This is a genomic window from Streptomyces sp. P17 (genome assembly GCF_032436805.1).
Lineage (GTDB): Bacteria > Actinomycetota > Actinomycetes > Streptomycetales > Streptomycetaceae > Streptomyces.
On sequence record NZ_JAVRBF010000059.1, the window covers coordinates 1 to 24,639 of the forward strand.

20 protein-coding genes and 1 pseudogene are annotated in these 24,639 nt (G+C 68.2%); 8 read left to right on the forward strand and 13 right to left on the reverse strand.

Annotated elements, in window-relative coordinates; genetic code table 11:
- Nucleotides 1-157: 157 nt before the first annotated feature.
- Nucleotides 158-1,975 (reverse strand): GMC family oxidoreductase, encoded by a 1,818-nt coding sequence (locus RMT89_RS31255; RefSeq protein ID WP_315887094.1) that lies wholly within the window; start codon nucleotides 1,973-1,975, stop codon nucleotides 158-160.
- Between the two features lie 647 nt (nucleotides 1,976-2,622).
- Nucleotides 2,623-3,342 carry a flavin reductase family protein gene (locus RMT89_RS31260; protein ID WP_315887095.1) on the reverse strand — a complete coding sequence of 240 codons (720 nt, stop codon included), beginning with the start codon at nucleotides 3,340-3,342 and terminating at the stop codon, nucleotides 2,623-2,625.
- Between the two features lie 408 nt (nucleotides 3,343-3,750).
- Between RMT89_RS31260 and RMT89_RS31265 the strand changes: the two genes are divergently transcribed.
- Nucleotides 3,751-4,362 (forward strand): CGNR zinc finger domain-containing protein, encoded by a 612-nt coding sequence (locus RMT89_RS31265; protein ID WP_315887096.1) that lies wholly within the window; start codon nucleotides 3,751-3,753, stop codon nucleotides 4,360-4,362.
- Here the strand turns inward: RMT89_RS31265 and RMT89_RS31270 are convergent.
- Nucleotides 4,335-4,784 (reverse strand): nuclear transport factor 2 family protein, encoded by a 450-nt coding sequence (locus tag RMT89_RS31270; RefSeq protein ID WP_315887097.1) that lies wholly within the window; start codon nucleotides 4,782-4,784, stop codon nucleotides 4,335-4,337. The two genes, RMT89_RS31265 and RMT89_RS31270, sit on opposite strands and share 28 nt — an antisense overlap.
- 266 nt (nucleotides 4,785-5,050) lie before the next feature.
- A complete protein-coding gene (locus RMT89_RS31275; RefSeq protein WP_315887098.1) occupies nucleotides 5,051-5,611 on the reverse strand; it encodes a TetR/AcrR family transcriptional regulator in 561 nt (186 codons plus the stop codon).
- 158 nt (nucleotides 5,612-5,769) lie between these two features.
- Between RMT89_RS31275 and RMT89_RS31280 the strand changes: the two genes are divergently transcribed.
- The 3 genes from RMT89_RS31280 (at nucleotide 5,770) to RMT89_RS31290 (ending at nucleotide 9,027) form a co-directional block, all read left to right on the forward strand.
- Nucleotides 5,770-7,191, forward strand: a complete 1,422-nt coding sequence (locus RMT89_RS31280; RefSeq protein WP_315887099.1) for an aldehyde dehydrogenase family protein — start codon at nucleotides 5,770-5,772, stop codon at nucleotides 7,189-7,191.
- A 67-nt stretch (nucleotides 7,192-7,258) separates the two neighbouring features.
- Nucleotides 7,259-7,462, forward strand: coding sequence for a hypothetical protein (locus RMT89_RS31285; RefSeq protein ID WP_315887100.1), 204 nt, complete (start codon nucleotides 7,259-7,261; stop codon nucleotides 7,460-7,462).
- 464 nt (nucleotides 7,463-7,926) lie between these two features.
- Nucleotides 7,927-9,027 (forward strand): NAD(P)-dependent alcohol dehydrogenase, encoded by a 1,101-nt coding sequence (locus tag RMT89_RS31290; protein ID WP_315887101.1) that lies wholly within the window; start codon nucleotides 7,927-7,929, stop codon nucleotides 9,025-9,027.
- Between the two features lie 388 nt (nucleotides 9,028-9,415).
- On the opposite strand, the gene RMT89_RS31295 is transcribed toward RMT89_RS31290, so the two are convergent.
- The 3 genes and pseudogenes from RMT89_RS31295 to RMT89_RS31305 form a co-directional block, all read right to left on the reverse strand.
- Nucleotides 9,416-11,608, reverse strand: coding sequence for a SpoIIE family protein phosphatase (locus RMT89_RS31295; protein WP_315887102.1), 2,193 nt, complete (start codon nucleotides 11,606-11,608; stop codon nucleotides 9,416-9,418).
- Between the two features lie 323 nt (nucleotides 11,609-11,931).
- Nucleotides 11,932-12,138, reverse strand: a pseudogene (locus RMT89_RS31300) (3-oxoadipyl-CoA thiolase); the annotation flags it as partial.
- A 7-nt stretch (nucleotides 12,139-12,145) separates the two neighbouring features.
- Complete coding sequence (locus RMT89_RS31305) at nucleotides 12,146-13,051, reverse strand: haloalkane dehalogenase (RefSeq protein ID WP_315887103.1); 906 nt, start codon at nucleotides 13,049-13,051, stop codon at nucleotides 12,146-12,148.
- A 127-nt stretch (nucleotides 13,052-13,178) separates the two neighbouring features.
- On the opposite strand from RMT89_RS31305, the gene RMT89_RS31310 reads away from it, so the two are divergent.
- The gene (locus RMT89_RS31310) at nucleotides 13,179-13,727 is read left to right on the forward strand and encodes a TetR/AcrR family transcriptional regulator (RefSeq protein WP_315887104.1); all 549 of its coding nucleotides are present in this window, start codon (nucleotides 13,179-13,181) and stop codon (nucleotides 13,725-13,727) included.
- Nucleotides 13,728-13,860: 133 nt separating this feature from the next.
- On the opposite strand, the gene RMT89_RS31315 is transcribed toward RMT89_RS31310, so the two are convergent.
- Genes RMT89_RS31315 through RMT89_RS31325 form a run of 3 tightly spaced genes read right to left on the reverse strand, consistent with a single transcriptional unit; the run spans nucleotide 13,861 to nucleotide 16,440 of the window.
- Nucleotides 13,861-15,027: a thiolase family protein gene (locus tag RMT89_RS31315; protein WP_315887105.1), complete on the reverse strand. Its 1,167-nt coding sequence runs from the start codon at nucleotides 15,025-15,027 to the stop codon at nucleotides 13,861-13,863.
- Between the two features lies 1 nt (nucleotide 15,028).
- A complete protein-coding gene (locus RMT89_RS31320) occupies nucleotides 15,029-15,700 on the reverse strand; it encodes a 3-oxoacid CoA-transferase subunit B (RefSeq protein WP_315887106.1) in 672 nt (223 codons plus the stop codon).
- The gene (locus RMT89_RS31325) at nucleotides 15,697-16,440 is read right to left on the reverse strand and encodes a 3-oxoacid CoA-transferase subunit A (protein WP_315887136.1); all 744 of its coding nucleotides are present in this window, start codon (nucleotides 16,438-16,440) and stop codon (nucleotides 15,697-15,699) included. Before RMT89_RS31325 ends, RMT89_RS31320 begins: the two co-directional genes overlap by 4 nt.
- 456 nt (nucleotides 16,441-16,896) lie before the next feature.
- On the opposite strand from RMT89_RS31325, the gene RMT89_RS31330 reads away from it, so the two are divergent.
- On the forward strand, nucleotides 16,897-17,490 hold the full coding sequence (locus RMT89_RS31330; protein ID WP_315887107.1) for a CGNR zinc finger domain-containing protein: 594 nt from the start codon (nucleotides 16,897-16,899) through the stop codon (nucleotides 17,488-17,490).
- A 43-nt stretch (nucleotides 17,491-17,533) separates the two neighbouring features.
- On the opposite strand, the gene RMT89_RS31335 is transcribed toward RMT89_RS31330, so the two are convergent.
- On the reverse strand, nucleotides 17,534-18,382 hold the full coding sequence (locus RMT89_RS31335) for an MBL fold metallo-hydrolase (protein ID WP_315887108.1): 849 nt from the start codon (nucleotides 18,380-18,382) through the stop codon (nucleotides 17,534-17,536).
- Nucleotides 18,383-18,626: 244 nt separating this feature from the next.
- Between RMT89_RS31335 and RMT89_RS31340 the strand changes: the two genes are divergently transcribed.
- A complete protein-coding gene (locus RMT89_RS31340) occupies nucleotides 18,627-19,802 on the forward strand; it encodes an alpha/beta hydrolase (protein WP_315887109.1) in 1,176 nt (391 codons plus the stop codon).
- Between the two features lie 2 nt (nucleotides 19,803-19,804).
- Nucleotides 19,805-20,722 carry an alpha/beta hydrolase gene (locus RMT89_RS31345; protein WP_315887110.1) on the forward strand — a complete coding sequence of 306 codons (918 nt, stop codon included), beginning with the start codon at nucleotides 19,805-19,807 and terminating at the stop codon, nucleotides 20,720-20,722.
- A 387-nt stretch (nucleotides 20,723-21,109) separates the two neighbouring features.
- Here the strand turns inward: RMT89_RS31345 and RMT89_RS31350 are convergent, their stop codons facing one another.
- Together RMT89_RS31350 and RMT89_RS31355 are read right to left on the reverse strand one after the other, a co-directional pair.
- Entirely contained in the window at nucleotides 21,110-22,333 is a 1,224-nt protein-coding gene (locus RMT89_RS31350) for an XdhC/CoxI family protein (RefSeq protein ID WP_315887137.1), read from the reverse strand.
- Nucleotides 22,334-22,431: 98 nt separating this feature from the next.
- Entirely contained in the window at nucleotides 22,432-24,615 is a 2,184-nt protein-coding gene (locus RMT89_RS31355) for a xanthine dehydrogenase family protein molybdopterin-binding subunit (protein WP_315887111.1), read from the reverse strand.
- Nucleotides 24,616-24,639 lie beyond the last annotated feature (24 nt).

Sequence of the window (24,639 nt, forward strand, 5' to 3'; positions counted from 1 at the left end):
TGACCGACAACAACCAACGACACGGGGGTCACGTTTCAACCGCCCAAAACGGGTCAAAATTCAGCCGCCGCCGACACAGGCCTGCGCTGACGAGCCCGGCGATCGATGCCGACCAGGCTGCGCCGCTCATGACCGGCGAACCCACACCGGCCGGCGGCTACTTTTTCGGCGGCACTGTCGGCATCCCCAGGAACGGCAGCTTCAGTGCACCGAAAGCGCTCGACGGGACGGCCGGGCGCAGCGGCTTCACGGGTGTCAGCCGTTGGTACGCCGTTCCCGGCGCCGGACGCGGGTCTGCCTCGCCCTTGTTGGGCCAGTACGACATTGCGCGCTCGGCCTGGGCTGTGATCGTGAGGGAGGGGTTGACTCCGAGATTGGCGGAGATCGCCGAGCCGTCGACGACGGAAATGCCAGGGTGACCGTACAGACGGTGGTACGGATCGATCACGCCGGTCTCGGGAGAGTCGCCGATCGGACAGCCGCCCAGGAAGTGGGCGGTGAGCGGCATGCCCGTCAGCTCGCCCACATTGCTGCCCGCGAAGCCGTTCACCTCAGCAGCGATGACGGAGGCGGCTTCCGAAGCTGCCTTGATCTGTATGGGATTGGGGGAGCCGTGTCCCTGACGAGCCAGCAGCAGACCCTTGCCGAGTCCATTTGGTTTCAGGTAGGTCGTCAGGGAGTTGTCCAGCGATTGCATCACCAGGCCGATGATCGTCCGCTCGGACCAGTGGCGGTTGGAGATCGAGCGGGCCATGAGCACCGGGTGCTTCGCCGCGTTCGCCAGCCAGCCCAGGACCCTGGAAGAGCCCTCCGCGTACGGGACTTGCAAGATGTCCGTCATGCCCATCGCGTTCGATCCCTTGCCGTAGCGGGCGGGCTCGATGTGGGTGTTGGCGTCGGGGTGGATGGAGGAGGTGCAGGCGACACCGCGCGTGAAGTCGATGCTTCGCCCGCCGGAAACTTTGCGGTAGCGCCGGTTGTTGGTGTGCACGGTCACCAGGGACTCGGAATTGGTGCGGGTCAGTTCACCCAACTTTGCAGAGACGAGCGGCAGTTGGCCACTCGCCTTCATCCGGTGCAGCAGGCTCTGTGTGCCGTACGTACCAGCCGCGATGACGACCTGCCGGGTCGTGAAGGTACGGCCCTGGCTCCTGCGTCTTCGGTCCGTCGGCCGGGTGTGGACCGTGTGGCCGCCCTGCGGGTCGTCCGTGATCGAGACGACCGTCGTCATGGGGTGGACGATGGCACCCGCCTTCTCGGCGAGATAGAGGTAGTTCTCGTTGAGGGTGTTCTTCGCGCGGTGGCGGCAGCCCGTCATGCACTCGCCGCACTCGGTGCAGGCCTTGCGGGCGGGGCCCGCACCACCGAAGTACGGGTCGGGCACCTCCTCGCCGGGCCTGGCCTTCTGTGTCCCGTCAGCGTCCTGGCCGTCGCCGAAGAAGACCGCTACGGGAGTCATGTGGAAGGTTTCGCCGACGCCCATCCGCTCGGCTGCCGCCTTGAAGTGGACGTCGGCAGGGGTCATGGTCGGGTTGAGCCGCACTCCGAGCATGCGCCGGGCCTGGTCGAAATACGGCTTCAATTCCCCTTCCCAGTCGGTGATGTCCTTCCACTGCGGGTCCTCGAAGAACGGCTTCAGCGGTTCGTACAGGGCGTTGGCGTAATTGAGGGAACCACCGCCGACCCCCGCCCCGGCCATCACCATCACGTTGCCCAGCGGATGGATGCGCTGGATTCCGTACATGCCGAGCCTGGGTGCCCAGAGATAGTTCTTGACGTCCCACGAGTTCTTGGGCAGCGAGTCGGGCGTGAAGCGGCGGCCCGCCTCCAACACGCCCACGCGGTAGCCCTTTTCAGTGAGCCGAAGTGCGGTGACGGATCCGCCGAAACCCGAGCCGACTACGACCACGTCGTAGTCGTAGGCGGAGTCGTCGTTCTGCTTGTCCTGCTTCTGGGAAGGGGCTTTTCGTGACATGTGCTCTCCTCATTGAGAACGGGTCGGATTTAGCGAAGACGAACGCCTTCATCGGATTCGGGATCCGACACACGCGCGTCGCGTGCTTCTCGTCGCCCTCGGCAGCAGTCGCTGGGTGGGCGATGGGCTGCCGGTCATCGGCGAATGGACAGTGCCGTACGTGAGTGCGGTTCTGCCGCGTGGCCGGGCCCCCGCGCCGGCGGGTGCGGGCCATCTGCGCGTGGGGTCCGTACGGACGATTTTCAGTTCGTGCGGAGTGGAGTTGCCCCAGGTCGATCGTCGCGTCACATCAGTGAAGCGACGGATGAAGACAACCGTCCTGATACGGGCACGGCGGCCTCGAGCCTGCCAGGGCTACGAGCTCGCAAGAGCTCGGGCCAGAAGGCCGGTCGCCGACACCCGGCCTTGCCGTCCGCCGTACACGAGGTGCTTCCTGACCGCACCGCCTGGTGCGGTCAGGACGGCGGCTTCAATCGTTCACCACTGGGTCGAGCACATTCCGGCAGCGTGATGGGGCCAGGCCACCGCTGCCGATTCGGTCCCTGATCTGTGACCCTCGCGCGCCATGCTGGTGACAGGGGAGTCGAGATGTCAGACAGCCCGTGAGCCAACCAATGAGGCCGCGTCACCACGAATCACTCTGACGGTCAGTCGAGCGAGGTGGTGGAGCCGGACGGTGACCAGGCCGGCGTGTCGATCGGCGAATAGTGCGTGTCCTTGCGGTCCAGGCGCTCCATCCGGCGACCCGAGTGCTCTTGGAGCACATCGGCGTCGAGCGGTGCCGCGAACGCGTTGTTCACGACGGTGTATTCGGCGGCGAGTCGTCCCACCGGAGCGATGGCCCCGAAGTCGATCCGGCCACCCGGGACGTAGAGGTCGTCCCTGATGTAGAAGCGCACCACATTGCCCCAGACGATATTGCCGAGTCCGTCGGGTGAGGAGAAGATGTGCTCGACGGTGCACTCGAACGCGATGGGCGCCCCCTTGATGCGAGGCGGTTTGACAGCGTCGGACGGTTCCTTCTCCAGCCCGACCGCATCGAACTCGTCGACATCGGGCTCGAACTCGAAGGCGCTGCGGTTCACCTCATTTATTTGCGGCAGCGTCGCCATGTTGGTGACGAACTCACCGGTGTCACGGATGTTGACGAAGCTGTCCTTGAGTGTGACGCCGTCCGAGCGCGGCTGAATCGACAGCGACACCCGGGGCGGCTTGCGGCCCACGACGGTGAAGAAGGAGATGGGCGCCACATTCCCCACGCCCTCGGTGGAGAGGGTGCTCACCCAGGCGATGGGTCGGGGGATGACGCTGCCGATGAGCAGCTTGTAGGCGGACTTCTCGTCCAGGTCAGCAGAATCGATGATCATGCGGTGTCCTTCGGCGGGTGAGGGGGGAAGTGGATCAGCGGCCCTTGATCGGTAGTACGGGCCGGAGGCGGCCCTGCTTGCGACCTTGGCGGCGGAGACCAAGCCGTCCTTGACGTCCTCGGTCTCGAAGAGCGGAACGGCGAGCCTGGTGTGGCCAGTGACCTGCTCCGTTGATGACGGCAGTCAGGGCGTCAGGGAGGCGCGGCCGCACGGCGGCGCCGGCCAGGTGGACTGACGCGCTCATGAGCGACACTCCTCGTGCGGTTGCGCCGCCGACCAGACTAGAAAGGACTGTAATCCTTTGAGTCATTTCACTTCAAGGTAACAGGAGTGGCGTACCCTGGGGCAGTGGTCAAATGGTCACGGTCATGTCGCCGGAATCGAAACAATGAGCGAAAGGGGTAGGGCATGGCGTGGTCCGCGTCCACGCGGTACGAGGTCGATCCCGCGCCGCACGGGCTGGCGCTGGTGCACGACCTGCTCAACACCATCCCGGCCGGCCGCCCGCGAGCGGCCGATCTCCTGGACGATCTCGGCGACGCACAGGCCTGGGTCGACCAGGCGCTGGCCGGCTGGGCCCAGGAGGCGGCGCAGGTCGCCGCCCAGGTGCATCTCGCAGAGAGTGATCTTGAGGAACTGCGTGGGCTGCGTGCTGAATTGCGGCGGCTCGTCGCCTCACGCAACGGCGATGCAATGCAGGACGGCGAACTCGACGTTGCGCCTGCCGTTCATGTCGCGGCGGCGGCTTTGCGGATGAACCGCGAGGGGCGGGTCGTCCTGGAGCCGCGCGGCCAGGGGTGGCGGTACGTGGCCGCCCTGATGCTCCTGGAGGTGTTCCAGGCTCAGCGCGCGGACACCTGGCGCCGGCTCAAGATCTGCCGCAATACCCGTTGCGCGACGGCGTTCTTCGACCGCACCCGGAACAGCAGCGGCGTATGGCACTCCACCAAGATCTGCGGCAACCTGGAGAACCTGCGTGCCCACCGGGCCCGTCAGCGGGTGCGTACCGCCGGGTCGTAGAAGTCCTCAGGGGCGAGGATGTCGAGCAGCTGCCGTCCGGCGTGCTCGGAGAGCAGGAGGCTCTCATTAAGGAAGCGGTGGTGAATGGCCACGGTCGCGATCCGGCCCTGTTCGTCGCGGACGAGAACGGTCACACCCTTCATCTGCAGTCCGCCCAGAGCCAACACGGTCCACTCCAGATAGGTGCGCCGGCCACTGGCGGCCTGATGGGTGAACTCCAGCGACTCGTAGGTGTTGCTCATCACCGCCATTACGCGTGCGACCTGCTCCCGGCCCTTGATCGGACGAGTGAGCAGGGTCGCCTCCAGTGCGACGTCGGGGGCGAAGGCCTGCCCGAAGGCCGCCTGTGACTGCGCGTCGAACGCCTTCGTCCAGTCCACCTCGGGGACGTCGGCCGCCGTGTTGCCCGCCTGCTGTGACATGAGCCCTCATTTCTGAAACCACCGTAGCCATTTTAGTGCTTTCATGATTGCGCCAGAGGTCGGCCCGAAGCGCCAGACGCGACGGCGGTGGCGAAGTTCACATTGCTTGAGTTGAAATAACCTATAGCGTTACAGTCATTCCGCAGAATGAGCGATGGGACCGCTGCCGAGACGGGACTGGCACCTGCACTCCCTATTCCTCGGCCGCTGACCCGGCGGGCGGACGCGTCACTCCCCCCAACGCGTCCGCCCGCCGACCCCGCACTTCAGCTGTGCCCCTTGTGCCCGACGGCGCGTAGGAGGAAGGGCAGCAGACGGTCGGCCGTCTCCGCCGCAGTGGCGGTGTCGACCTGATCCGCTCGCAGTGGGGTGAGGAAGAACCTGCTCATCATGGGGCCGATGACCAGGTCGCCGAGCAGGTCGGCGTGCTCCACCGGCCGAACCTCGCCTCGGTCCACCGCGCGCTGCGTGATCTCCTCCATGCGTTGCCGTACGGGCAGCACGAACGCGTTCGTGAGGGCCTCGGCCAGGGCGACGTTGTATTGAGCCTCGCCGATCAGGGTCCGCAGTACCCCTCCCTCCTTCCCGGTCAGGGAGGTCGCCTTGTCCCGGAGCAGGGCGCGCAGGTCACCTTCGAGCGTGCCGGTGTCCGGCTGCGCCGCGAGGTCCTGGGCGTATGCGGCGGCGGCATCGACGACCAGGACCTCCTTGGACGGCCAGCGCCGGTAGAGGGTGGCGGTGGACACGCCGGCGCGGGCCGCCACGGCGGCGGTGGTGAGCGCGCCGTAGCCGCTCTCGGTCAGGACGGCCAGCGTCGCGTCCAGCAAGGCGCGGTCCCGCGTGGCATCGCGGGGGCGCCCCCGGCGTGCCGCGTGGGGTCGTTGCGAAGGTTCAGGAGGGGTCTCGGGAGGGGTGGTAGGGGTCACAGGGCAATCATACAGCTTCAACGAAACGAAATGTTTTCGTTTCGCATATGATGGCTTGCATGAACATCGACACGAGCACCGACAGCGATCCGGGCAACGCCTTCACGGCACACCACGCGGCGGAAACCGTCGCCCGCCTGCGTGCCACCTTCAACACCGGCCGCACCAAGCCCCTGGCCTGGCGAAAGCAGCAACTGCAGGAGCTGAGACGTCTGCTGACCGAACAGCAGGACGTCTTCACCGAGGCGCTGCACGCCGACCTCGGCAAGAACGCGACCGAGTCGTACGTCATGGAGATCGGCTTCCTCGTCAAGGAGATCGACCACACCCTGCGCCACCTCAATCGGTGGACGCGCCCGCACAGGGTCTGGGTGCCTCTGGCGCTGACGCCGGCCCACGCCTGGACCGTGCGTGAGCCGCTGGGCACGGTACTGATCATCAGCCCCTGGAACTACCCGCTGAATCTGGCGCTGGCTCCCCTCATCGGTGCACTGGCCGCAGGGAACTGCGTCGTCCTCAAGCCCAGCGAGGTCGCCCCCGCGACCGCGGCGGTGCTCGCCCACTGGCTGCCCCGGGCCCTGGACTCCGAGGCCGTGGCCGTCGTCGAGGGCGGCGTGCCGGAGACGACCGCCCTGCTGGAGCAGCGCTTCGACCACATTCTCTACACCGGCAACGGCGCGGTCGGACGCATCGTCGCGACTGCCGCTGCCCGCCATCTCACCCCGGTCACCCTGGAGTTGGGCGGCAAGAGTCCCGCCGTCGTCGAGCCCGGAGCCGATCTCGCCGCGGCCGCACGCCGCATCGCCTGGGGCAAGTTCATCAACGCCGGCCAGACCTGCGTCGCACCCGACTACGTGCTCGCGATAGGTGAGGCGGGCGCCGCCATCGAGTCGCACCTCACCGAGGCGATCCGGGAGATGTACGGTGCCGACCCGGCCCGCAGCGGGGACTACGGCCGCATCATCAACGAGCGTCACTTCGACCGACTGGAGCGCCTCCTGGAGGACGGCCGTACGGTCACCGGTGGCGACCACGACCGCTCCACGCGCTACATCGCCCCCACGGTGCTGGCCGACGTCGACCCCGGTTCTGCCGTGATGAGCGACGAGATCTTCGGCCCCATCCTGCCCATCGTCCGTGTCCCCGACCTGGACGCGGCGATCGCTTTCATCAACGAGCGGGACAAGCCGCTGGCCCTCTACGCCTTCACCGCGTCCAGGCGCTCCAAGCGGCGCCTGACCTCGGAGACCTCCTCCGGTGGCCTGGCCTTCGGCGTCCCGACCGCCCATCTCACCGTGCCCGGCCTGCCCTTCGGCGGCGTCGGCGAGAGCGGCATGGGCAGCTACCACGGCTCGCACTCCCTGGACACCTTCAGCCACACCAAGTCCATCCTCGACAAGCCGCTCAAGCTCGACACCCTGGCCGTGACCTATCCGCCCTACACCCGCCGCAAGGACCGCATTCTGCGACGGGTCATGTGAACCGGATCGGCGACGAGTGCGGGCTGCGGATGCAGCGCGCCGGCTCGCAGAGCGTGGCCGGGACCTCGTGCTAGTCGCCCGCCGAGCGGACCGGCTTGAGGCCCTGGCCGACGAACGGTCCTCGACGTACCGGATCGCCGCCACAGCGATGCCTTCCGACCTCACCGTGCCGGCCGCGGGCGAGGCGTTGGCGAAGGAGATCGTCCGGCGCGGGACAACTGTCACCAGCCTCGTCAACAACGCCGATGGACGCAGACCCGGTGTCAGGTAATCACCACCGCACTGTGCGCGCTGGACTGGCGCAACCCGCCGCCCACTGTCGTCTCCGGCACTCCGAACCGACTGGCACCCTCTTCTCCCGCTTCCGCACCCGCACCCGCACGCGCACCGTTGTGGTCGTCGGCGCGGTGACCCGGCGGCAGATCCGCTCGAGTCGGCCTGGCCACAGGGACACTCTCCAGGCGACCACTACACCGCATCGACGATGACCTCATCGACGACCTCTCGGCTGCGCTGGTCACCTCGACCGCCATGCCCCGCACACCGTCGCCGGTGACCGCGGCAGGCCCCGACTTCTGCTCCAGCGGAGCGACCTCGCCCTGACCGCAGGCGACGCCGACCGAGCTTCGCACGAGTACCAGCCGCGCGAACGCGGTGCTCAACCGTTTCGAACCGCTCGCAGTACCGGTCACCGGGCCGATCTCGCATGTGAACCATGCTCAGAAAGGAATCACCATGAAGGTGAAAGCCGCTATCGCGACCGCCAAGGAACAGCCACTCGTCATCGAGGACGTCGAGATCGACGAGCCGCGCCCCGACGAGGTGCAGGTGCGCTTGGTCGCCACCGGCGTCTGCCACACCGACGCGATCGTGCGCGACCAGTGGTACCCCACGCCGCTTCCGGCGGTACTCGGCCACGAGGGCGCGGGCATCGTCGAGAAGGTCGGCCCCGCAGTCACCGGCATCAGACCCGGTGACCGCGTCGTGCTCAGCTTCGCCAGCTGCGGTGCGTGTACCAGCTGCAACTCCGGCCACCCCGCCTACTGCACCGACTTCGCCATGCGCAACTTCGGTGGTGCTCGCCCGGACGGCAGCACGGCCTTCCGCGCCCAGGACGGCTCCGCCATCTCCTCCCACTTCTTCGGGCAGTCCTCCTTCGTCAGCGTGACGAACGTGGCCGAGCGGAGCGTCGTGAAGGTGCCCGAGACCGCCCCGCTCGAGATCCTCGGCCCGCTCGGCTGCGGTGTTCTGACCGGTGCGGGCGCGGTGTTCAACGTGCTCGCGCCGAAACCCGGCTCGAGCTTCGTGCTCTTCGGCACGGGCGCGGTCGGCCTGTCCGGCCTGCTCGCAGCCGTGGCCGCAGGCGCCACGACCGTGATCGCCGTCGACATCGTCGACAGCCGCCTCGAGTTCGCCAAGAGCGTCGGCGCCACCCACACGATCAACAGCAGGAACGAGGATCCGGTCGCGCGTATCAAGGAGATCACCGGAGGCGGCGCGGACTACGCGCTGGACGCGACCGGCAACAAGGTCGTCTTCCGCCAGATGATCGACTCGATGGGCCTGCTCGGCCACGCCGCCATCGTGGGCTTGGCGAAGCCCGGCACCGAGTCGCCCGTCGACATCGGCAGCTCGATGCTCAGCGGTGCCAGCGTGACCTTCGTCCTTGAGGGCGACGCCGTGCCACAAACGCTGATTCCGCAGCTGATCGCCCTCTACGAAGCCGGCAAGTTCCCGTTCGACAAGCTCATCAAGCACTACCCGTTCGAGGACATCAACCAGGCCTTCGAAGACAGCGAGAACGGGATCACGCTCAAGCCGGTGGTCACCTTCTGAGCTCGAACTCCCCCTGGGGAAAACGAAAGCGTCCACAGCTGCCACGCACCAGCCAGGGTTCGACGCTGTCCTTCTGATTCCAGGAGCCACACCGCAAGTCCTACGAAAGTCAGCCTCGATCGTTCATGAGTCCCCGTCAGCTTGCCGCCTGCTGACGGGGACTTTGTGGCTGCGTGGGGCGCCTTTCCGGGGCTGGGGGCAGGCTGAGGGCACGGCTCTCGCGTCGGGTAATTGCCGGGTTCCACTCGCCGGTGCGGGTTGGCGAGATGGTCGAAGTGGCTGGAGGGCCCGCGCGGCCAAATCCACCGATCATCACGGTGGCACCGTCACAGATCCCTGAGACGACGGTCGCGGTGTCCACGACGGTCTTGTCGTCTCAAGCATGCCGTCACAGGCCCGGTTCGGGATTCCCGCCGACTGGGAGGAGCTGTTCTGCCCAGATGACCTTTCCCTCGCGGTTGTGCCGCGTGCCCCAGTGGTGGGCGAGCGCCGCGACCAGAAGGAGGCCGCGCCCGCCCTCGTCGAAGACCTGGGCACGGCGCAGGTGCGGGGCGGTGCTGCTGGCGTCGGAGACCTCACACGTCAGATTGGACTGGAGGATCAGGCGCAGTTGCACGGGGCTTTTGCCGTAGCGGATGGCGTTCGTCACCAGTTCGCTGACCATGAGTTCCGTGGTGAAAGCCATGTCCTGCAGTCCCCAGGCGGCCAGCAGGTCGGAGGTGAATTTGCGCGCGTCGGAGACGACGGCCGGATCGGAGGGGAGATCCAGCGTGGCGACGTGGTCGGCGTCCAGCACTCGAGTGCGGGCCACGAGAAGTGCGACGTCATCGGGGGGTCGGGTGGGCAACAGTGCGTGGAACAGTTCGTCGCAGGTGTCCTCCAGCGAGGCTGGTGCCTGGGCGAGGACGTCACCCAACATGGCGAGGCCGGCGTCCACGTCGCGCGTGCGGCTTTCGATGAGGCCGTCGGTGAACAGGGCCAGGAGACTGCCCTGTGGCAGTTCGAACTGGGCTGTTTCGAAGGGCAGCCCTCCCAGGCCCAGCGGTGGGCCGATCGGCAGCTCCGGGAAGTCGACCGCACGGGAGGCTGAGCCGACCCGGCTGCCGGAGGGCACGGGAGTGACGGCGGCCGGCGGAACGTGTCCGGCGCTGGCGAGGGAACACAGGCGGGAGACGGGGTCGTAGACCGCGTAGAGGCAGGTGGCGCTGATCTCGTCCGCACCCTGTTCCTCCTCACGCTGCAGGCGGATGACCACGTCATTGAGGTGGGTGAGCAGATCGTCGGGCATCAGGTCGATGTCGGCGAAAGCACGGACAGCCGTCCGTAGTCGGCCCATGGTCGCGGAGGCGTGCAGGCCGCGGCCGACCACGTCGCCCACGACGAGGGCGACGCGGGCTCCGGAGAGCGGTATCACGTCGTACCAGTCGCCGCCCACGCCCGCGCGGGATCCGCTGGGCAGGTAACGGCATGCCGTCTCGACGGCGGTCTGTTCGGGCATCTGATGCTGGAGCAAGCTGCGCTGGAGGGTGAGCGCGGTGGAACGCTCGTGGGTGTAGCGACGGGCGTTGTCGATGGAGACGGCCGCTCTGGACACGATCTCCTGGGCCAGGAGCAGATCTTCGTCGTCGAAGGGGTCTGCGGCCTGATGGCGGAGGAATTGCGCGAGCCCAAGGGGGATTCCGCGAGCCCACAGCGGAACCAGGAGCACGGAGTGGACCCCGAGGGTACGAAGGGCACGTCCGTCGTCCGCGGGCGCCGCCAGCCATGTGGGAATGTCGGAGGCCGTGACCTGGTGCCGCATGGGCTGTCCGGTGGCCAGTGCGCGAGCCGGCTCCGACCCCTCGGGGTAGATGTGCGCCTGCCCTGTACCGACTGCTGAGTCCGGGTAGCCGGCCAACACGGACTGCTGGGCCACCCGACGGACTACCGGTGGAACGGTTGCCGGCTCCATGCCCTCTTCCTGGAACGCGGAGTCAAGCAGGTCGACGGTGACGAGATCAGCGAAGTGGTCGGTACCAACATCCGCCAGTTCCTCGGCGGTGCGAGTGGTGTCCAGGGTGGTCCCGATCCGAGTGCTGGCCTCATTGATCATGATCAGCCGCCGCTGCAGCCAACGGTCGCGTTCCCTCTGGTACGCCGCAACGGCCCCTTCCGCGGTGCGATCGATGAACTCGAAACCCACCGTGCTCAGTGTGATCGTCGCCGCGTTGATCAGCTCCGGGGCCTCGGTGAGAGGGTCATTCTCCTCCTGGAACAGACGAAGCAGGCCGGCGTGGGCGAGCCGATAGACGCGTAGGAGCACACTGATCTGCACCCCGTGCTTAGCGAGTCGGCGAGCGAACTCAATGCCGCCGGGTGGCGTCGTGACCTCAGCCATGTCAACGCGGTGCTCGAGAACATCCAGAATGGCGGCGACGTGCTCGGACACGGTCACCGGCGCCAGAGCGGCGATGTCTTCGTACTGCCACAGCTCGGGAAGCTCGCGGCGCAGGCGCTGCAGCACCACATCGACGAGCTGGTCCGCTCGGGGCTCGAGCCCTCGAGCGAGATCATGAAGGAGGGCATGGGTGTCGGCTCCCACAACCCAAATGTAATGGCAAACGGTGTGGTGGACCCCTTGAAGGTGCGGGACTGGGGGCCCGATCCCTTTGACGAGCGGCGGTCCCCGATCAGGGGAGCGCTCCATCCCGCAAGCCGCAGAGCCTCGGCCGCGTGCGCCTGCGGTCGCCGTCTTCAGTCGCCCATGCCTCATGCCGCGAGGCCGTTCTCGAGCCAACGGCCTCGCGGCGTACCGCGGTCGTCGTAGCGCGTCACGAAGTCGGCGACTCCCCGCCAGGACTGCGGTCTCGTCGGTGTCCGCCCCGCTCGTCCAATTCGCCTCAGGGTGCCGATCCGCGTCGCCGTTCATCTCTCGAGCACGACAGCCAGGCCCTGGCCGACGCCGATGCAGATCGCCACGACCGCGATGCCACCGCCCCGGCGGGCGAGTTCGTGGGCCGCGTGGCCGATGATGCGCCCCCCGGACGCTCCGAGCGGGTGCCCCATCGCGATGGCCCCGCCGTGCGTGTTCACCTTCTCTGGGTCGTGGTGGGCGGTGTGCCGCCACTCGGCTTGTCGGTCAGTCCTGCTCGCGCGGGGAAACCCGGTCTCCCGCGGGGAGCCACTCGCTGATCAGACGGCCGATCTCGGCGCCGGAATCCTCCTGCACGTAGTGGATGCCCGGCAGGGTCACCTCCGTCTGGTCGGGCCACGTGCGGCAGAAGTCACGCTGCGAGCCTGTGAGGATCGCTCCCGGCTCGCAGTTGATGAACAACTTCGGCAGCCCCGGGGTGACGGCCAGCCAGTCGGCGTAGGCGGCGCACCGCTTCGAGACGTCCGTCCCGTCCCCTGCGAACGGCAACTCGCGGGGGAACACGAGCGTCGGCAGCCGGTCCTCGCCCGCGTTGGCGAACGGGCGCCGGTACTCGGCCATCTCGTCGGGGGTGAGGTCTCGCAGCACCGATGCGGGCAGCAGCGCCTCGACGAACATGTTGTCCTCGAGGATCATCTTCTCCCCGGCCGGAGACCGGAGGGCCTGGAAGACGGAGAGCGCCGGGTCCGACCAGTCCTTCCAGCCGTCGAACGGACGGACGTGCGCCTCCATGTACGCGATCCCACGGACCCGGCCGGGATGACGGTGCGCCCAGTCGAAGCCGAGCGCGCTGCCCCAGTCGTGGATCACCAAGGTGATGTCGTCGCCCACGCCGACCGCGTCAAGGAAGGCATCGAGGAACTCGCTGTGCCGCGCGAAGGTGTAGCGGTTTGCGTCGTCCGCCGGCAGCTTGTCCGAGTCGCCCATCCCCATCAGGTCGGGCGCGATGCAGCGACCTCGGCCCGCCAGCTCAGGGATCACCGTCCGCCACAGATACGACGACGTGGGGTTGCCATGGAGCAGGACGATCGGCGGTCCGCTGCCCTCTTCGACGTACGCCATCCGGTGCCCGAGCACGTCCACGTACTGTTTCTTCGACTGCCAGCTGTCCATCTCTCAACCTCCGGTGAAGAGCTATTCTGGAATGGACATTACCAAATTAGACCCGGGTTGTGAAATGGCTAATCCAAAATCATCGGCACGGGGGCCCGGCCGGCCTCGTGCGTTCGACGCAGACGCTGTGCTCGACACGGCGGTCGAGGTCTTCTGGCGTGACGGGTTTCACGGTGCGTCGGTGCCGGACATCTCGAAGGCGACCGGGCTGTCGACGTCCAGTCTCTACAACGCCTACGACTCGAAGCTCGGGTTGTTCGAGGCGGCGCTCGACCGGTACCTCGACGTGGTCGTGGGCAACTTCATGTATCGGCCGCTGCTCGAAGGAGGCGCCGGGCTCCAGGACATCGAGGCGTACCTCGACCGCCTCGAGTCCACCGTCACGACGGCGCCGCCGCGCGGTTGCCTGGCGATCAACACGATCGCCGAGTTTCGGGACCCGTCGCCGGCGGTCGCGAAACGGACCGAGCGCTACAGGGAGGAGTTGCGGGCCGGTCTGCGCGCCGCGCTCAACCGGGCGGTGGAGCGCGGGGAGATCGCCGCCGGCTCGGTCGAGACCCGGCTCGACTCACTCGTGCCGATCATCATCGCCTTCAACCTGTTCCTGACCGCCCGCGTGCCCGACGGCGAAACCCGCGGCCTGATGCGGGCCGCCCGCGCTGTGCTCCGCGGCTGACGACCGTCGCCGGCGCCACACGACCAGGCCTGCGATCACGGCGCGGGCGGCGGTACCGCCCGAGGGTACGAAGGGCACCTCCGTGCTCCGCGCACGCCGAAATCCTCCCCAGGGTGCCGATCCGCGTCGCCGTTCATCTCTCGAGCACGACAGCCAGGCCCTGGCCGACGCCGATGCAGATCGCCGCGACTGCGATGCCACCGCCCCGGCGGGCGAGTTCGTGGGCCGCGTGGCCGATGATGCGCCCTCCGGACGCTCCGAGCGGGTGCCCCATCGCGATGGCCCCGCCGTGCGCGTTCACCTTCTCCGGGTCGAGGTCGCGCCACAGCCGCAGACATGCGAGCGACTGCGCTGCGAAGGCTTCGTTCAGCTCCACCAGGTCGACGTCGGCCCAGGTGCGCCCGGCACGGGCGAGCGCGCGGTTGGCCGCCTCGACGGGAGCGACTCCGAAGATGTCGGGGTCGTTGCCGAAGACCGCGCGGCCGGCGATGCGGGCGAGAGGTTCGCCGTCGAGCACACCCTCGCGTGCGACGAGCACGGCGGAGGCGCCGTCATTGATGGGCGACGAGTTTCCGGCGGTCACCGTGCCGCCTGCGGCGAACGCCGGGCGCAAGCCGGCGAGCACCTCGACGGTGGACTCGTTGCGGATGCTTTCGTCGCGGGCGAGGTGGTGGCCGTCGACTTGGACGATCTCGCGGTCGAAGGTGCCGTCCGCCCATGCTCGGGCTGCTAGGCGATGGCTGCGCGCCGCGAACGCGTCCTGCTCTTCACGTGAGATCCGGTGAATTCCGGCAAGCTTCTCGGCGCTCTCTCCGTTGGAGATCGTCCATTCCTTCGGCAGGCGAGGGTTGACCATGCGCCATCCGATCGACGTGCTCCACATCGTCTGGTTGCCCGCGGGAAAGGGCTTCGGGCTCTTCTCGACGACGTACGGTGCGCGGCTCATCGACTCCACGCCGCCCGCGAGCACGATGTCGGCGTCTCCTGCCTCGACGGCACGTGACGCCTGGATGACGGCCTCGACCGACGACCCGCACAGACGGTTGACCGTGGCCCCCGGGACCGAGGTGGGGAATCCGGCGAGGAGTGCGCCGAAGCGTGCGACGTCGCGGTTGTCCTCGCCCGCCTGGTTGGCATCGCCGAACATCACGTCGTCGATGCGCGCGGGATCAAGACCCGTGCGCTCGACGGTCGCGCGCATGACGACCGCGGCGAGATCGTCGGGGCGCATATCGGCGAGGGCCTTGCCGTAGCGTCCGAAGGGGGTGCGGACGGCGTCGTACACGTAGCTCGCGGGCATGTCAGTTGCCTCTCAGGGACGCCGCGGCGTCGGTGACGTCGGCGAGGTCGAGGCCGGTCAGGGCGGCCAGGGAATCCACCGTGTTCTCGCCGAATGTCTCGCGCACGCGCAGGCCATCGGGCGTGACATCGAACACCGCGTGATCGGTGTAGACGCGACTCACGCAGCGGACTCCGGTGAGCGGATAGGTGCAGGCGGCGACGAGTTTCGGCGTGCCCTGCTTGGTGAGGAGGTCGGTCATCACATAGACCGACTTCGCGCCGATCGCGAGATCCATCGCCCCGCCGACGGCCGGGATCGCGCCGGGCTCGCCGGTCGACCAGTTCGCGAGGTCGCCGGTTTCCGACACTTGGAACGCGCCGAGCACGCACACGTCCAGGTGCCCGCCGCGCATCATCGCGAACGAGTCGGCGTGGTGGAAGTATGTCGCGCCCTTCAGAGCGGTGACCGGCTGCTTGCCGGCATTGATCAGGTCGGGGTCGACGGCGCCCGGCTTGGGTGCGGGTCCCATGCCGAGCATCCCGTTCTCGGTGTGCAGGACGACCTCGATGTCGGTCGGCAGGTAGTTGGCCACAAGGGTGGGGGCACCGATACCGAGATTCACTACCGATCCCTCGGGGATGTCGGCGGCGATGCGACGAGCGAGGTCGTTGCGGCTGATGCGCGTGCTCATCGGCTCTCCTCCCGCGCCAGCGGGGTCCCCTCGATGTCGACGCCGCCGACGAACACGCCGGCGTCGAGCCAGCGGCGCGCACCCACCGCGACGACGCGGTCGATGAAGATGCCGGGCGTCACCACGGTCTCGGGGTGGAGGTCTCCGAGCGGCACGATCTCGTCGACCTGGACGATGGTTGTGGCCGCTGCGGCCGCCATGATCGGGCCGAAATTGCGGGCGGTCTCGCGGTAGACAAGGTTGCCCCAGCGGTCGGCGCGCAGGGCGCTGATCAGGGCGACATCGGCTCGGATCGGATACTCGAGCACGTATTCGCGGCCGTCGATCGTGCGAGCCTCCTTCCCCTCGGCGAGTTGCGTGCCGACGCCCGTGGGCGAGAAGAAGGCACCGATACCCGCCCCTGCGGCGCGAATGCGCTCGGCGAGATTCCCCTGCGGCACGAGCTCCAGCTCGATTTCTCCCGCGCGGTAGAGACCATCGAACACCCACGAGTCGCGCTGCCTCGGGAACGAGCAGATGATCTTCCGTACTCTTCGCGCCGCAAGGAGTGCAGCAAGCCCCACGTCGCCGTTGCCTGCGTTGTTGTTGACGACGGTCAGGTCGCGTGCCCCATGGGCGATGAGCGCGTCGATCAGCTCCACCGGCTGGCCCGCGCGACCAAATCCACCGATCATCACGGTGGCACCGTCACAGATCCCTGAGACGGCGGTCGCGGTGTCCGCGACGGTCTTGTCGATCATCATTCCTCCACGCGTTCGGGCATCGCGCGACCTCTCAAGCGACTTCAGTGGCTGGATGGCGTTGTGACAGTGCACGACGATCGACACCATTAGACGTATGCATGGCTAGTATGGCTATGTCGTATCACATCATGGACGTCTCTATCGGACTCGATGGTCGACGGCCGTCGGGCGGGGGTCGGCGGACGCTGTGCCGGCGATCGAGCGTGGTGGGCGCAGCGGTGTCCATCCGCTGGGCAGGGTCGTGCAGTCGCCGTATTGGGGCCAGATTTCGACGTTGACGCCCCCTGGTCGATCTCGGTTCGGGCCGTGCGGGTCGAGCGTCCTGTGCTGTGTGGGTGCAGGCGGCGTTCGCGCGCCCGCTGTGAATCGAACACGCGACATCGCCGTTAGGGTCTTGTCGGTGGAAACCCTGTTCGCTTCGCCATCGAAGACAGGAGCTAATAAACTATGCCTATGTCTGCACTCGCGAGCGAACGCTACTCGGACCGCATCGCCACCGGGCCCCTCATCCTCGTTCAGGAAGTCTTGAACACTCGCGCCGCCGGCAAGCCCGCACTCGAGGACCTGCTGTCGATGCCGGAGACTGCGGCATCTTGGCTCTCCATCGCGTTGGGCGAATGGAGTCGACGGTCCGGCTCGCAAGCGCCGGCGATCGAGGTCGATGAACCGGGGCTGGTGCGGCTTCAGCAGTTGCGCGCGTCGCTGCAGATGGCCGTGGCGGGTGCGGTGCGTGACGCTCCGGTCCGACCCGCACCGAAAGGGGTGAGCGGCGCTCTCGACGTACGAATTGACGCCGATGGCGCCTTCTCGCTGGCTCCGCGCGGTAAGGACACCTCATGGGTCGTCGCGGCCGCGCTCAACGAGATCGCGAACGCCCAACTGCTCGGCACCTGGCGCCGTTTGAAGATGTGCCGCAACCGGAATTGCTCGGTCGCGTTCTACGACGGCACGAACAACAACAACGGCGTCTGGCATGACGTGCGCATTTGCGGCAACGCCGTGAACCTCCGGGCCTCGCGACAGCGCCGGGCGGCCGCGGGCGCGTAACGCACCGCAGACCGCCCGGCGCTGTCGTCGGCGCGCCGACGACTCAGCCCTTCGCCGCCCTGCAGGAGCCCCACAGCGCACCGTGGTTGATGCGTGACGGGTGACGCTCCAGCATGAACTCGTAGAGTTCGAGGGTGCTGTTGGTGCGACGCAGGCCGAGTTCGAAATCGAGAATGTAGCGGCGGGTCTCCTCGATGTGCCGCGGATCGTCATCGGCGCTCGGGTCCTTGTGCCCCGCCACGATCGCGGTCGGTGCCAGCGCCTCGACCGTGTCGAGAGCCCTCAGCCACTGGGCTCGCCCGTCCGCGTCCGATGCGGCGAGCATGAGGTGCACGTTGTTGTAGATCGCGTCGCCCGCGACGACCAGGCCCAGATCGGGAACGTGCAGGCAGGTGGTGTCATCGCTGTCCGTGTGTCCCAGCCGGACTGCTCGGACCTCCGCACCGCCCACGGTCATGACCTCGTCTTCGAGCGGTTCGGCGAGCACGAATCGCTCCGGGATCTGCTCGGGGAACCAGGCGCGCCACATCGCCTTGAGGACCTCGGGCGAGGACTGGACGGCCATCTCCTTGACGACCTCGGGCAGCGCGACGGCGCGTGCACCGGGGTACTGCTGAAGAACGGCTCCGAGACCGAACCAGTGGTCTCCGTGGCCGTGCGTGACGTACACGCTCGTCACCGGGGCGTCCCGCTCGCTGAGCCACTGCAACAGGCGCTCCGACTGAGCGATCGTGAAGAGCGGGTCCACGAGCAGCGCCTCGCCGCCGTTCGAGATGAGGATGCTCGACGTCGGCGACCAGCTGCGCTCGGTGAGATCGGGTGGCACGTCGGCGTTGGTGGTCGGCATGCCGTCTGCGATGTGCACGGCGTAGGACAAGGCGGTCGACGTCATCGTGGAACTCCTCGGAATCTTGGGTGATCGCTTCCACTCCGGCCGGAACGCGGAGGAAGCCGGGAAGGCCCGGCCCTCATCGCGTCGATCACAGAGCGATGAGATCAGCGATGAGACTAGCGATGAGATTGACGTAAGCATAAACCCTATGCTTGTGTCATGGAGCTCGCGTCGACCAGGAATCCCGAGAGCCGCTGGTTCGGATGTGTCGCCGCAAGAGCGCGATCGTCAAAGGAGACACGCGATGAACAGCCCAGCGACGAAGGCACCGACCGCGGTGCTCGTCCACGGATATCTGGACGACGGCGCCATCTGGAACAGCGTCCGCACGGTCCTCGACAAGCAGTCGATCCCCTCGATCGCGTTCGAGCTCGCCGGTATGGGTGAGCGGGCCTCGGACCAAGGGCCGTTCACGCTCATCCGCTGGGCCGACGACCTCGAGCGTGTCGTGCGTGGGACGGAGGGTCCCGTCGTGCTCGTCGGTCACAGCATGGGGAGCCAGATCGCCGAGCTCGTCGCCGCCCGCTGTGCCGATCAGGTGCGCTCGCTCGTCCTGATCAACCCGATTCCGCTCGCGGGCACGCACCTGCCCCCGGAGCAGATCGCCCCCTTCCAGGCGCCGGATCTCGCGCTCGACGCACAGCGTGCGTTCCGCGGCTCGCTCGCCACCGCGTTCCCCGACGAGGAAAGCGATCGGCTCGCCCGGGTGGCCCTGCGCGTCGCCCCGTCGACGATCGCCGACACGGCGACCGCCTGGAACAACGGCCACCCCGACGGACAGCAGCCCAGCAGGTACCCCGGGAGCGTCACCGTCCTTCGCGGCGAGAGCGACCCGTTCGTCACGGAAGAGATCGTCTCTTCGTATGTCACGCCTCGCTTCCCCGGCGCCACCGCCCGGACGATCGCCGGCGCGGGGCACTGGGCGCACGCCGAGAACCCGGCGGCGGTCGCCGAGGTCATCGGCTCGGTCGTCGATGCGGCCGTGTCGGAATCCGCGGATGGCCGTCCGGCTGAGGCCTGGACGTCCGCGTTCGAGGGTCGCACCGAGGAGTCCTTCGGGAACGCGCTGGCGCCGAACGTGCGGATGGAGGCGAGCGCGCTCGCCAAGCCGCTGGAGAGCAAGAGGCAGGTCGAAGCGCTCATGGCGATGGCGAGCTCGACGTATGAATCGCTCGAGTTCGTCCGGAAGGTGCAGGACGGGCCGCGGACGTATCTGGAGTGGGAAGCCACCGCTTTCGGCGGGTTCGAGATGAAGGGGATCACGATCCTCACCCGTGATGACGAGGGGCTCATCACCGAGATCGCCATCCACCATCGACCCCTCGGCGCGGTGGTGCAGTTCGCCGCGAAGGTCGGGGCACCCCTGACCGAGGCCGGCCTCATCCCCGCCGACTACTTCACCTACACGGAAGGCGAATGACGATGACGGAACGCATCGACGTGGAGTTCACGGCGGACGGGGACGTGACCCTGCGCGGCTGGCTCTATCTGCCGGACGCCGAGGGGCCGCGCCCCGCGATCACGATGGCGCACGGGTACGGCGGCAACCGGGAGATGGGCCTCGACCGGTACGCGCGCAGATTCGCGGACGCCGGGTTCGTGGTGCTCGTCCACGATCACCGCTCGTTCGGTGCGAGCGACGGCGAGCCCCGCAACGATGTGGACCCGTGGCGTCAGATCGCGGACTGGCGCCGCGCCATCAGCTTCCTGGAGGCCCGGCCCGAGGTCGACGCGGACCGCATCGGGGTATGGGGGACAAGCTTCGCGGGCGGTCATGCGATGGTGCTCGGGGCGACCGAGGTGCGCATCAAGTGTGTGGTGTCGCAGGTGCCCACCATCAGCGGATTCGAGCAGTGGCAGCGCAAGGTCCCACCGGAGCGCATCCCCGCCTTCGAACTCGCCCACGCCGACGACGAACGTGCCCAGGCCGCCGGCGGCGAACCGCGCTACCAGACCTCCATCGGCGACGATCCGGCCGACCCGGCCCTGTTCAGTTCCCCGGACGCGCTGCGCTTCTACCGCGACCTGGTTCCGGCCGGTCACTGGAACAACACGGTGACGATGCGCTCCAACAGGGCTTCGCGGATGTACGAGCCGGGCGCGTGGATCGCCCGGGTCGCGCCGAAGCCGCTCATGATGATCGTCGAGACCGGAGAGACGGTGGTCCCGGCCGACATCCAGCTGGCCGCTTTTGAGCGAGCGCTGTCCCCGAAGGAACTGGTGCTGCTGCCCGGTGGGCACTTCGACGCCTACAACGTGCACTTCGACGAGTCCAGCGGCGCCGCGCTCTCGTGGTTCCGCACTCACCTCGACCCTGCCGCGGCCGTAACCGGCTCCTGAGGCGAAGGCGGTTCCGGCGGCTGCCGAAACCGCCTCCTCGGGCGGACGACTGCCACCCGCCGTGATCCCGGCCCTGGCCACGGTGGTCGTGCTGAGCGCCGTCGGGAAGCAGGCCAAGGACGTCTGGTTCGGGAGCGCTGGCACACAGTCGCCGGGCACGGCGGCCGCCGACACCGTGTAGCGCCGTTACGGCGTGACGGGCGCACTCGCATCGGAACGACACTGAGATCGCCCGGGAACGGGGGGGCAGCGCCGAAGGGCTCCGCGGCCGGGTGAGCAGGCGAAGACTCACCGGGGCGAGGGGATCCGACCAGCCCAACGTCAGCGGGCCGTCGCCGACGTCCTCGAAGGCGTTCCGGGCACCGTCAGGGCGGGTGAGGTAATTATTCACACCACGCCGACGCGGAGGGGGCTCAGGGTGTTCCCGTCGTCCTGACGGTCGGCTCGCGGTCGCGTCACGCTGTCCATGGCGCCGCTCGCACCGGACCGGCGCCCCACGGTGTCGTGGTGGATCGGTGTGTGCGAGCCGCTCAGCGGCAGACCTGTTCCCCCTTGCCGGGTGGCGACGATCTCGGCGGCGATGGACAGGGCGGTCTCCTCGGGCGTGCGGGCGCCGAGATCGAGGCCGATGGGTGAGTGGAGGCGGGCCAGTTCGGCTTCGGTGAGGCCGGTCTCGCGGAGTCTGCGGTCGCGGTCCTCGTGGGTGCGGCGCGAGCCCATGGCGCCGACGTAGGCGGCCGGCAGTTGCAGGGCCGCTTCCAGCAGGGGTACGTCGAACTTGGCGTCGTGGGTGAGCACGCACACCACCGTGCGGTCGTCGGTCTCGGTTCGGTGCAGGTAGCGGTGCGGCCAGTCGACCACGATGTCGTCGGCCTCGGGAAAGCGCGCCTGGGTGGCGAAGATGGGTCGAGCGTCGCACACGGTGACGTGGTAGCCGAGGAACTTGCCCATGCGCATCAGCGCGGCGGCGAAGTCGATGGCGCCGAAGATGAGCATGCGGGGCGGCGGCACGCTCGATTCGACGAACAGGGTCAGGCCGGGCTCGCAGTGGGTTCCGTCCTGCGCGATGTCGAAAGTCCCGGTGCGACCGGTGTTCAGCAGGGAGTGGGTTTCGGTTAGGACGGCGCGGTCCAGGTCCGGGTGTCCGCCGAGTTCGCCTTCGTACGATCCGTCGGGATGTACCGCCAGCGCCCGGCCGAGGAGTTCTGCCGGGCCTCTCACCACGCGGGCCAGTGCTGCCGCCTCGCCCTGGGCGGCGGCCGACAGCGCCGTCTGGAATGCCTTCCGGTCGGGCCCGTCGGCGGGCACCGGCGTGACCAGGATGTCGAGGACACCGCCGCAGGTCAGCCCAACGGCGAAGGCGTCCTCGTCGCTGTAGCCGAACCGCTCGCGCACCGCCTCGCCATCCTGGAGTGCCTGGACGCACAGCTCGTAGACCGCGCCTTCCACACAGCCGCCGGACACCGACCCGACGGCGGTGCCGGCTGCGTCGACGGCGAGCGCGGCGCCCGGCCCGCGCGGCGCGCTGCCGCTGACGGCCACGACCGTGGCGACGGCGAAGTCCCGGCCTTCATCGAGCCACCGGTTCAGCTCGTCCGCGATGTCCAGCATGGGCATGTCTTTCTTGTCGTAGTGCGAAGAGCGGGCCGTCGTCGCGCCTGCGGCATCCGAAAGGCCACGCGCGACGACGGCCCGCAACTGCCGTCGCCTCAGAGCAGCTTGTCCAGTGTGATCGGCAGGTCCCGCACGCGCTTGCCGGTCGCGTGATAAACGGCATTCGCCACGGCCGCTCCGACACCCGTGACACCCACCTCGCCGGCGCCGAGGATGCCGAGCGGCGCGGTCGGATCCGGGTCGTCCAGGAAGGACACCTCGATCGGCGGGATGTCGGCGTGCACGGGGACGTGGTACTCGGACAGGCTCGGGTTCATGATCCGCCCGGTGCGCGGGTCGACGAGCGTCTCCTCCGCCATCGCCAGGCCCAGGCCCATCACGATGCCGCCGCGCATCTGGCTGGCCGCAGTCTTTGCGTTGATCACCCTGCCGATGTCGAACACTCCGACCCACCTCGACACCCGCGTCTCACCGGTCTCGGCATCGACCTTCACCTCGCAGAACTGCACACCCGAGGAGGCCTTCACCCACCGCTGGTTGCCCAGCAGGAAAGGCGGGAGGAACCGCGCCCGCCCGGCGATCCGGCCGAGCCGAGTCTCCGATCCGACGACGGCCTCGACGTGCGGCACCTTCGCGCGCCGGAGAATCTCCTCGTTGCTGCCACCGCCCGTCTTGCGTGCAATGGACTTCAGCGTCTGCTTCAGCTCCTCGCACGCCCGCGTCACGCTGGCCGCGACGCTCGCGGTCTGGGGAGATCCACCGGCGGTCGGCCCCAGCGGCAGATCGGAATCGCCGTACTCCACGCGGACGGTGTCGAACGGCACACCCAGCGCGTCGGCCGTGATCTGGGCCTGGACCGTGGCGCCGCCCATGCCCATCTCGTGGAAGGCGCAGCGCACCAGCACACCGCCGTCGGCCGACAGACGGACCGTGACGTTGGCCGGCAACGTCAACACCGGGTGGAACGCCGTCGCCACGCCCGTCCCGACCAGCCACCGGCCGTCGCGCGTCGAACGCGGCTCGGGGTTGCGCTCGTGCCAGCCGAACCGCTCCGCGCCCAGTGCGTACAGCTCCGGCAGCCTGCGGTGCGAAAACTTCCTCTTGCCGTCGACCGGGTCGACCGCGGTCTCGTTGCGCATACGCAGCTCGATCGGGTCCATGCCCAGCTCGTAGGCCAGTTCATCGATCGCGGACTCCAGCGCGAAGGTGCCGATCGCCTCGCCCGGCGCCCGCATGAAGGTGTTCGGCAGCAGGTCGAGCGTGGCGAGGTCGTGCCGCGCGAGGATGTTCTCGGCGGCGTAGAGATGCTGGGACGAGGAGGTGACCTGCTCGGAAAGACCTCCGGTCCGGCCGTCGCGGGTGACGCTGGTGTGGATCAGCGAGGTCAGCTTGCCGTCGCGGTCCGCACCCAGCGCGAGACGCTGGATGGAGGGGGTGCGCCCGCCCACCGTGCGGTAGACCGCCTCCCGCGAGAGCACCAGCCGGACGGGCCTGCTGGTCGCCCGCGCGGCCAGCGCGGCGAGGATGGTGCCGGGCCAGATCGCGAACTTGCCGCCGAAAGCTCCGCCGACGAACGGCGCCAGCACCCGCACGTTCGTCATGGGGACCCCGAACCGCGTCGCGAGGTGGGTGCGGAACCAGTCGATGGACTGCGTCGCGTCGTGGACGGTGAGCCGGTCGCCGTCCCAGTTCGCCGTGGTGGCGTGCAGTTCCAGCGCGTTGTGGTTCTGCGGAGGGGTGGTATACCGCAGGTCCAGGGCGACCGGTGCGGCCTTGAGTGCGGCTTCCGCGTCGCCCTTCTTGGCCCCTCGGGGGAAGATCGGGTTGTTCGGCTGCGGCCGTGCGTCTTTTTCGGACCCTTCGAAGTCGACGACAGCCTTCGTCACGGTGTACTCGGCGCGCACCAGCGCGGCGGCCTCCCGAGCGGCGGCAGAGGTCTCCGCGACGACCACCGCGATCGGCTGCCCCTCCCAGTGCACCTCGTCGCTCTGCAGATAGTTCACGAAGGTGCCGGAGAGCCACATGGCGAGGTTGAGCAGGCGGGGTTTGGGCGCCGGTTTCAAAGAGGGCGCGTTGAGGTGGGTGAGGACGGCGACCACGCCTGGCACCGCACTCGCCTCGTCGGTGTGCAGGGCGGTGATCCGCCCGCGACTGATGGTGGCGTGCACGAGTACGGCGTGCGTGAGGCCGGGATAGAAGTGCTCGGCGGCGAACTTGGCCGCCCCGGTCGTCTTGACGTCGCCGTCGACGCGGTCGAGCGGTTGTCCGATCGTGGTCATGCCACCCTGCCTTCGTCCGTACGG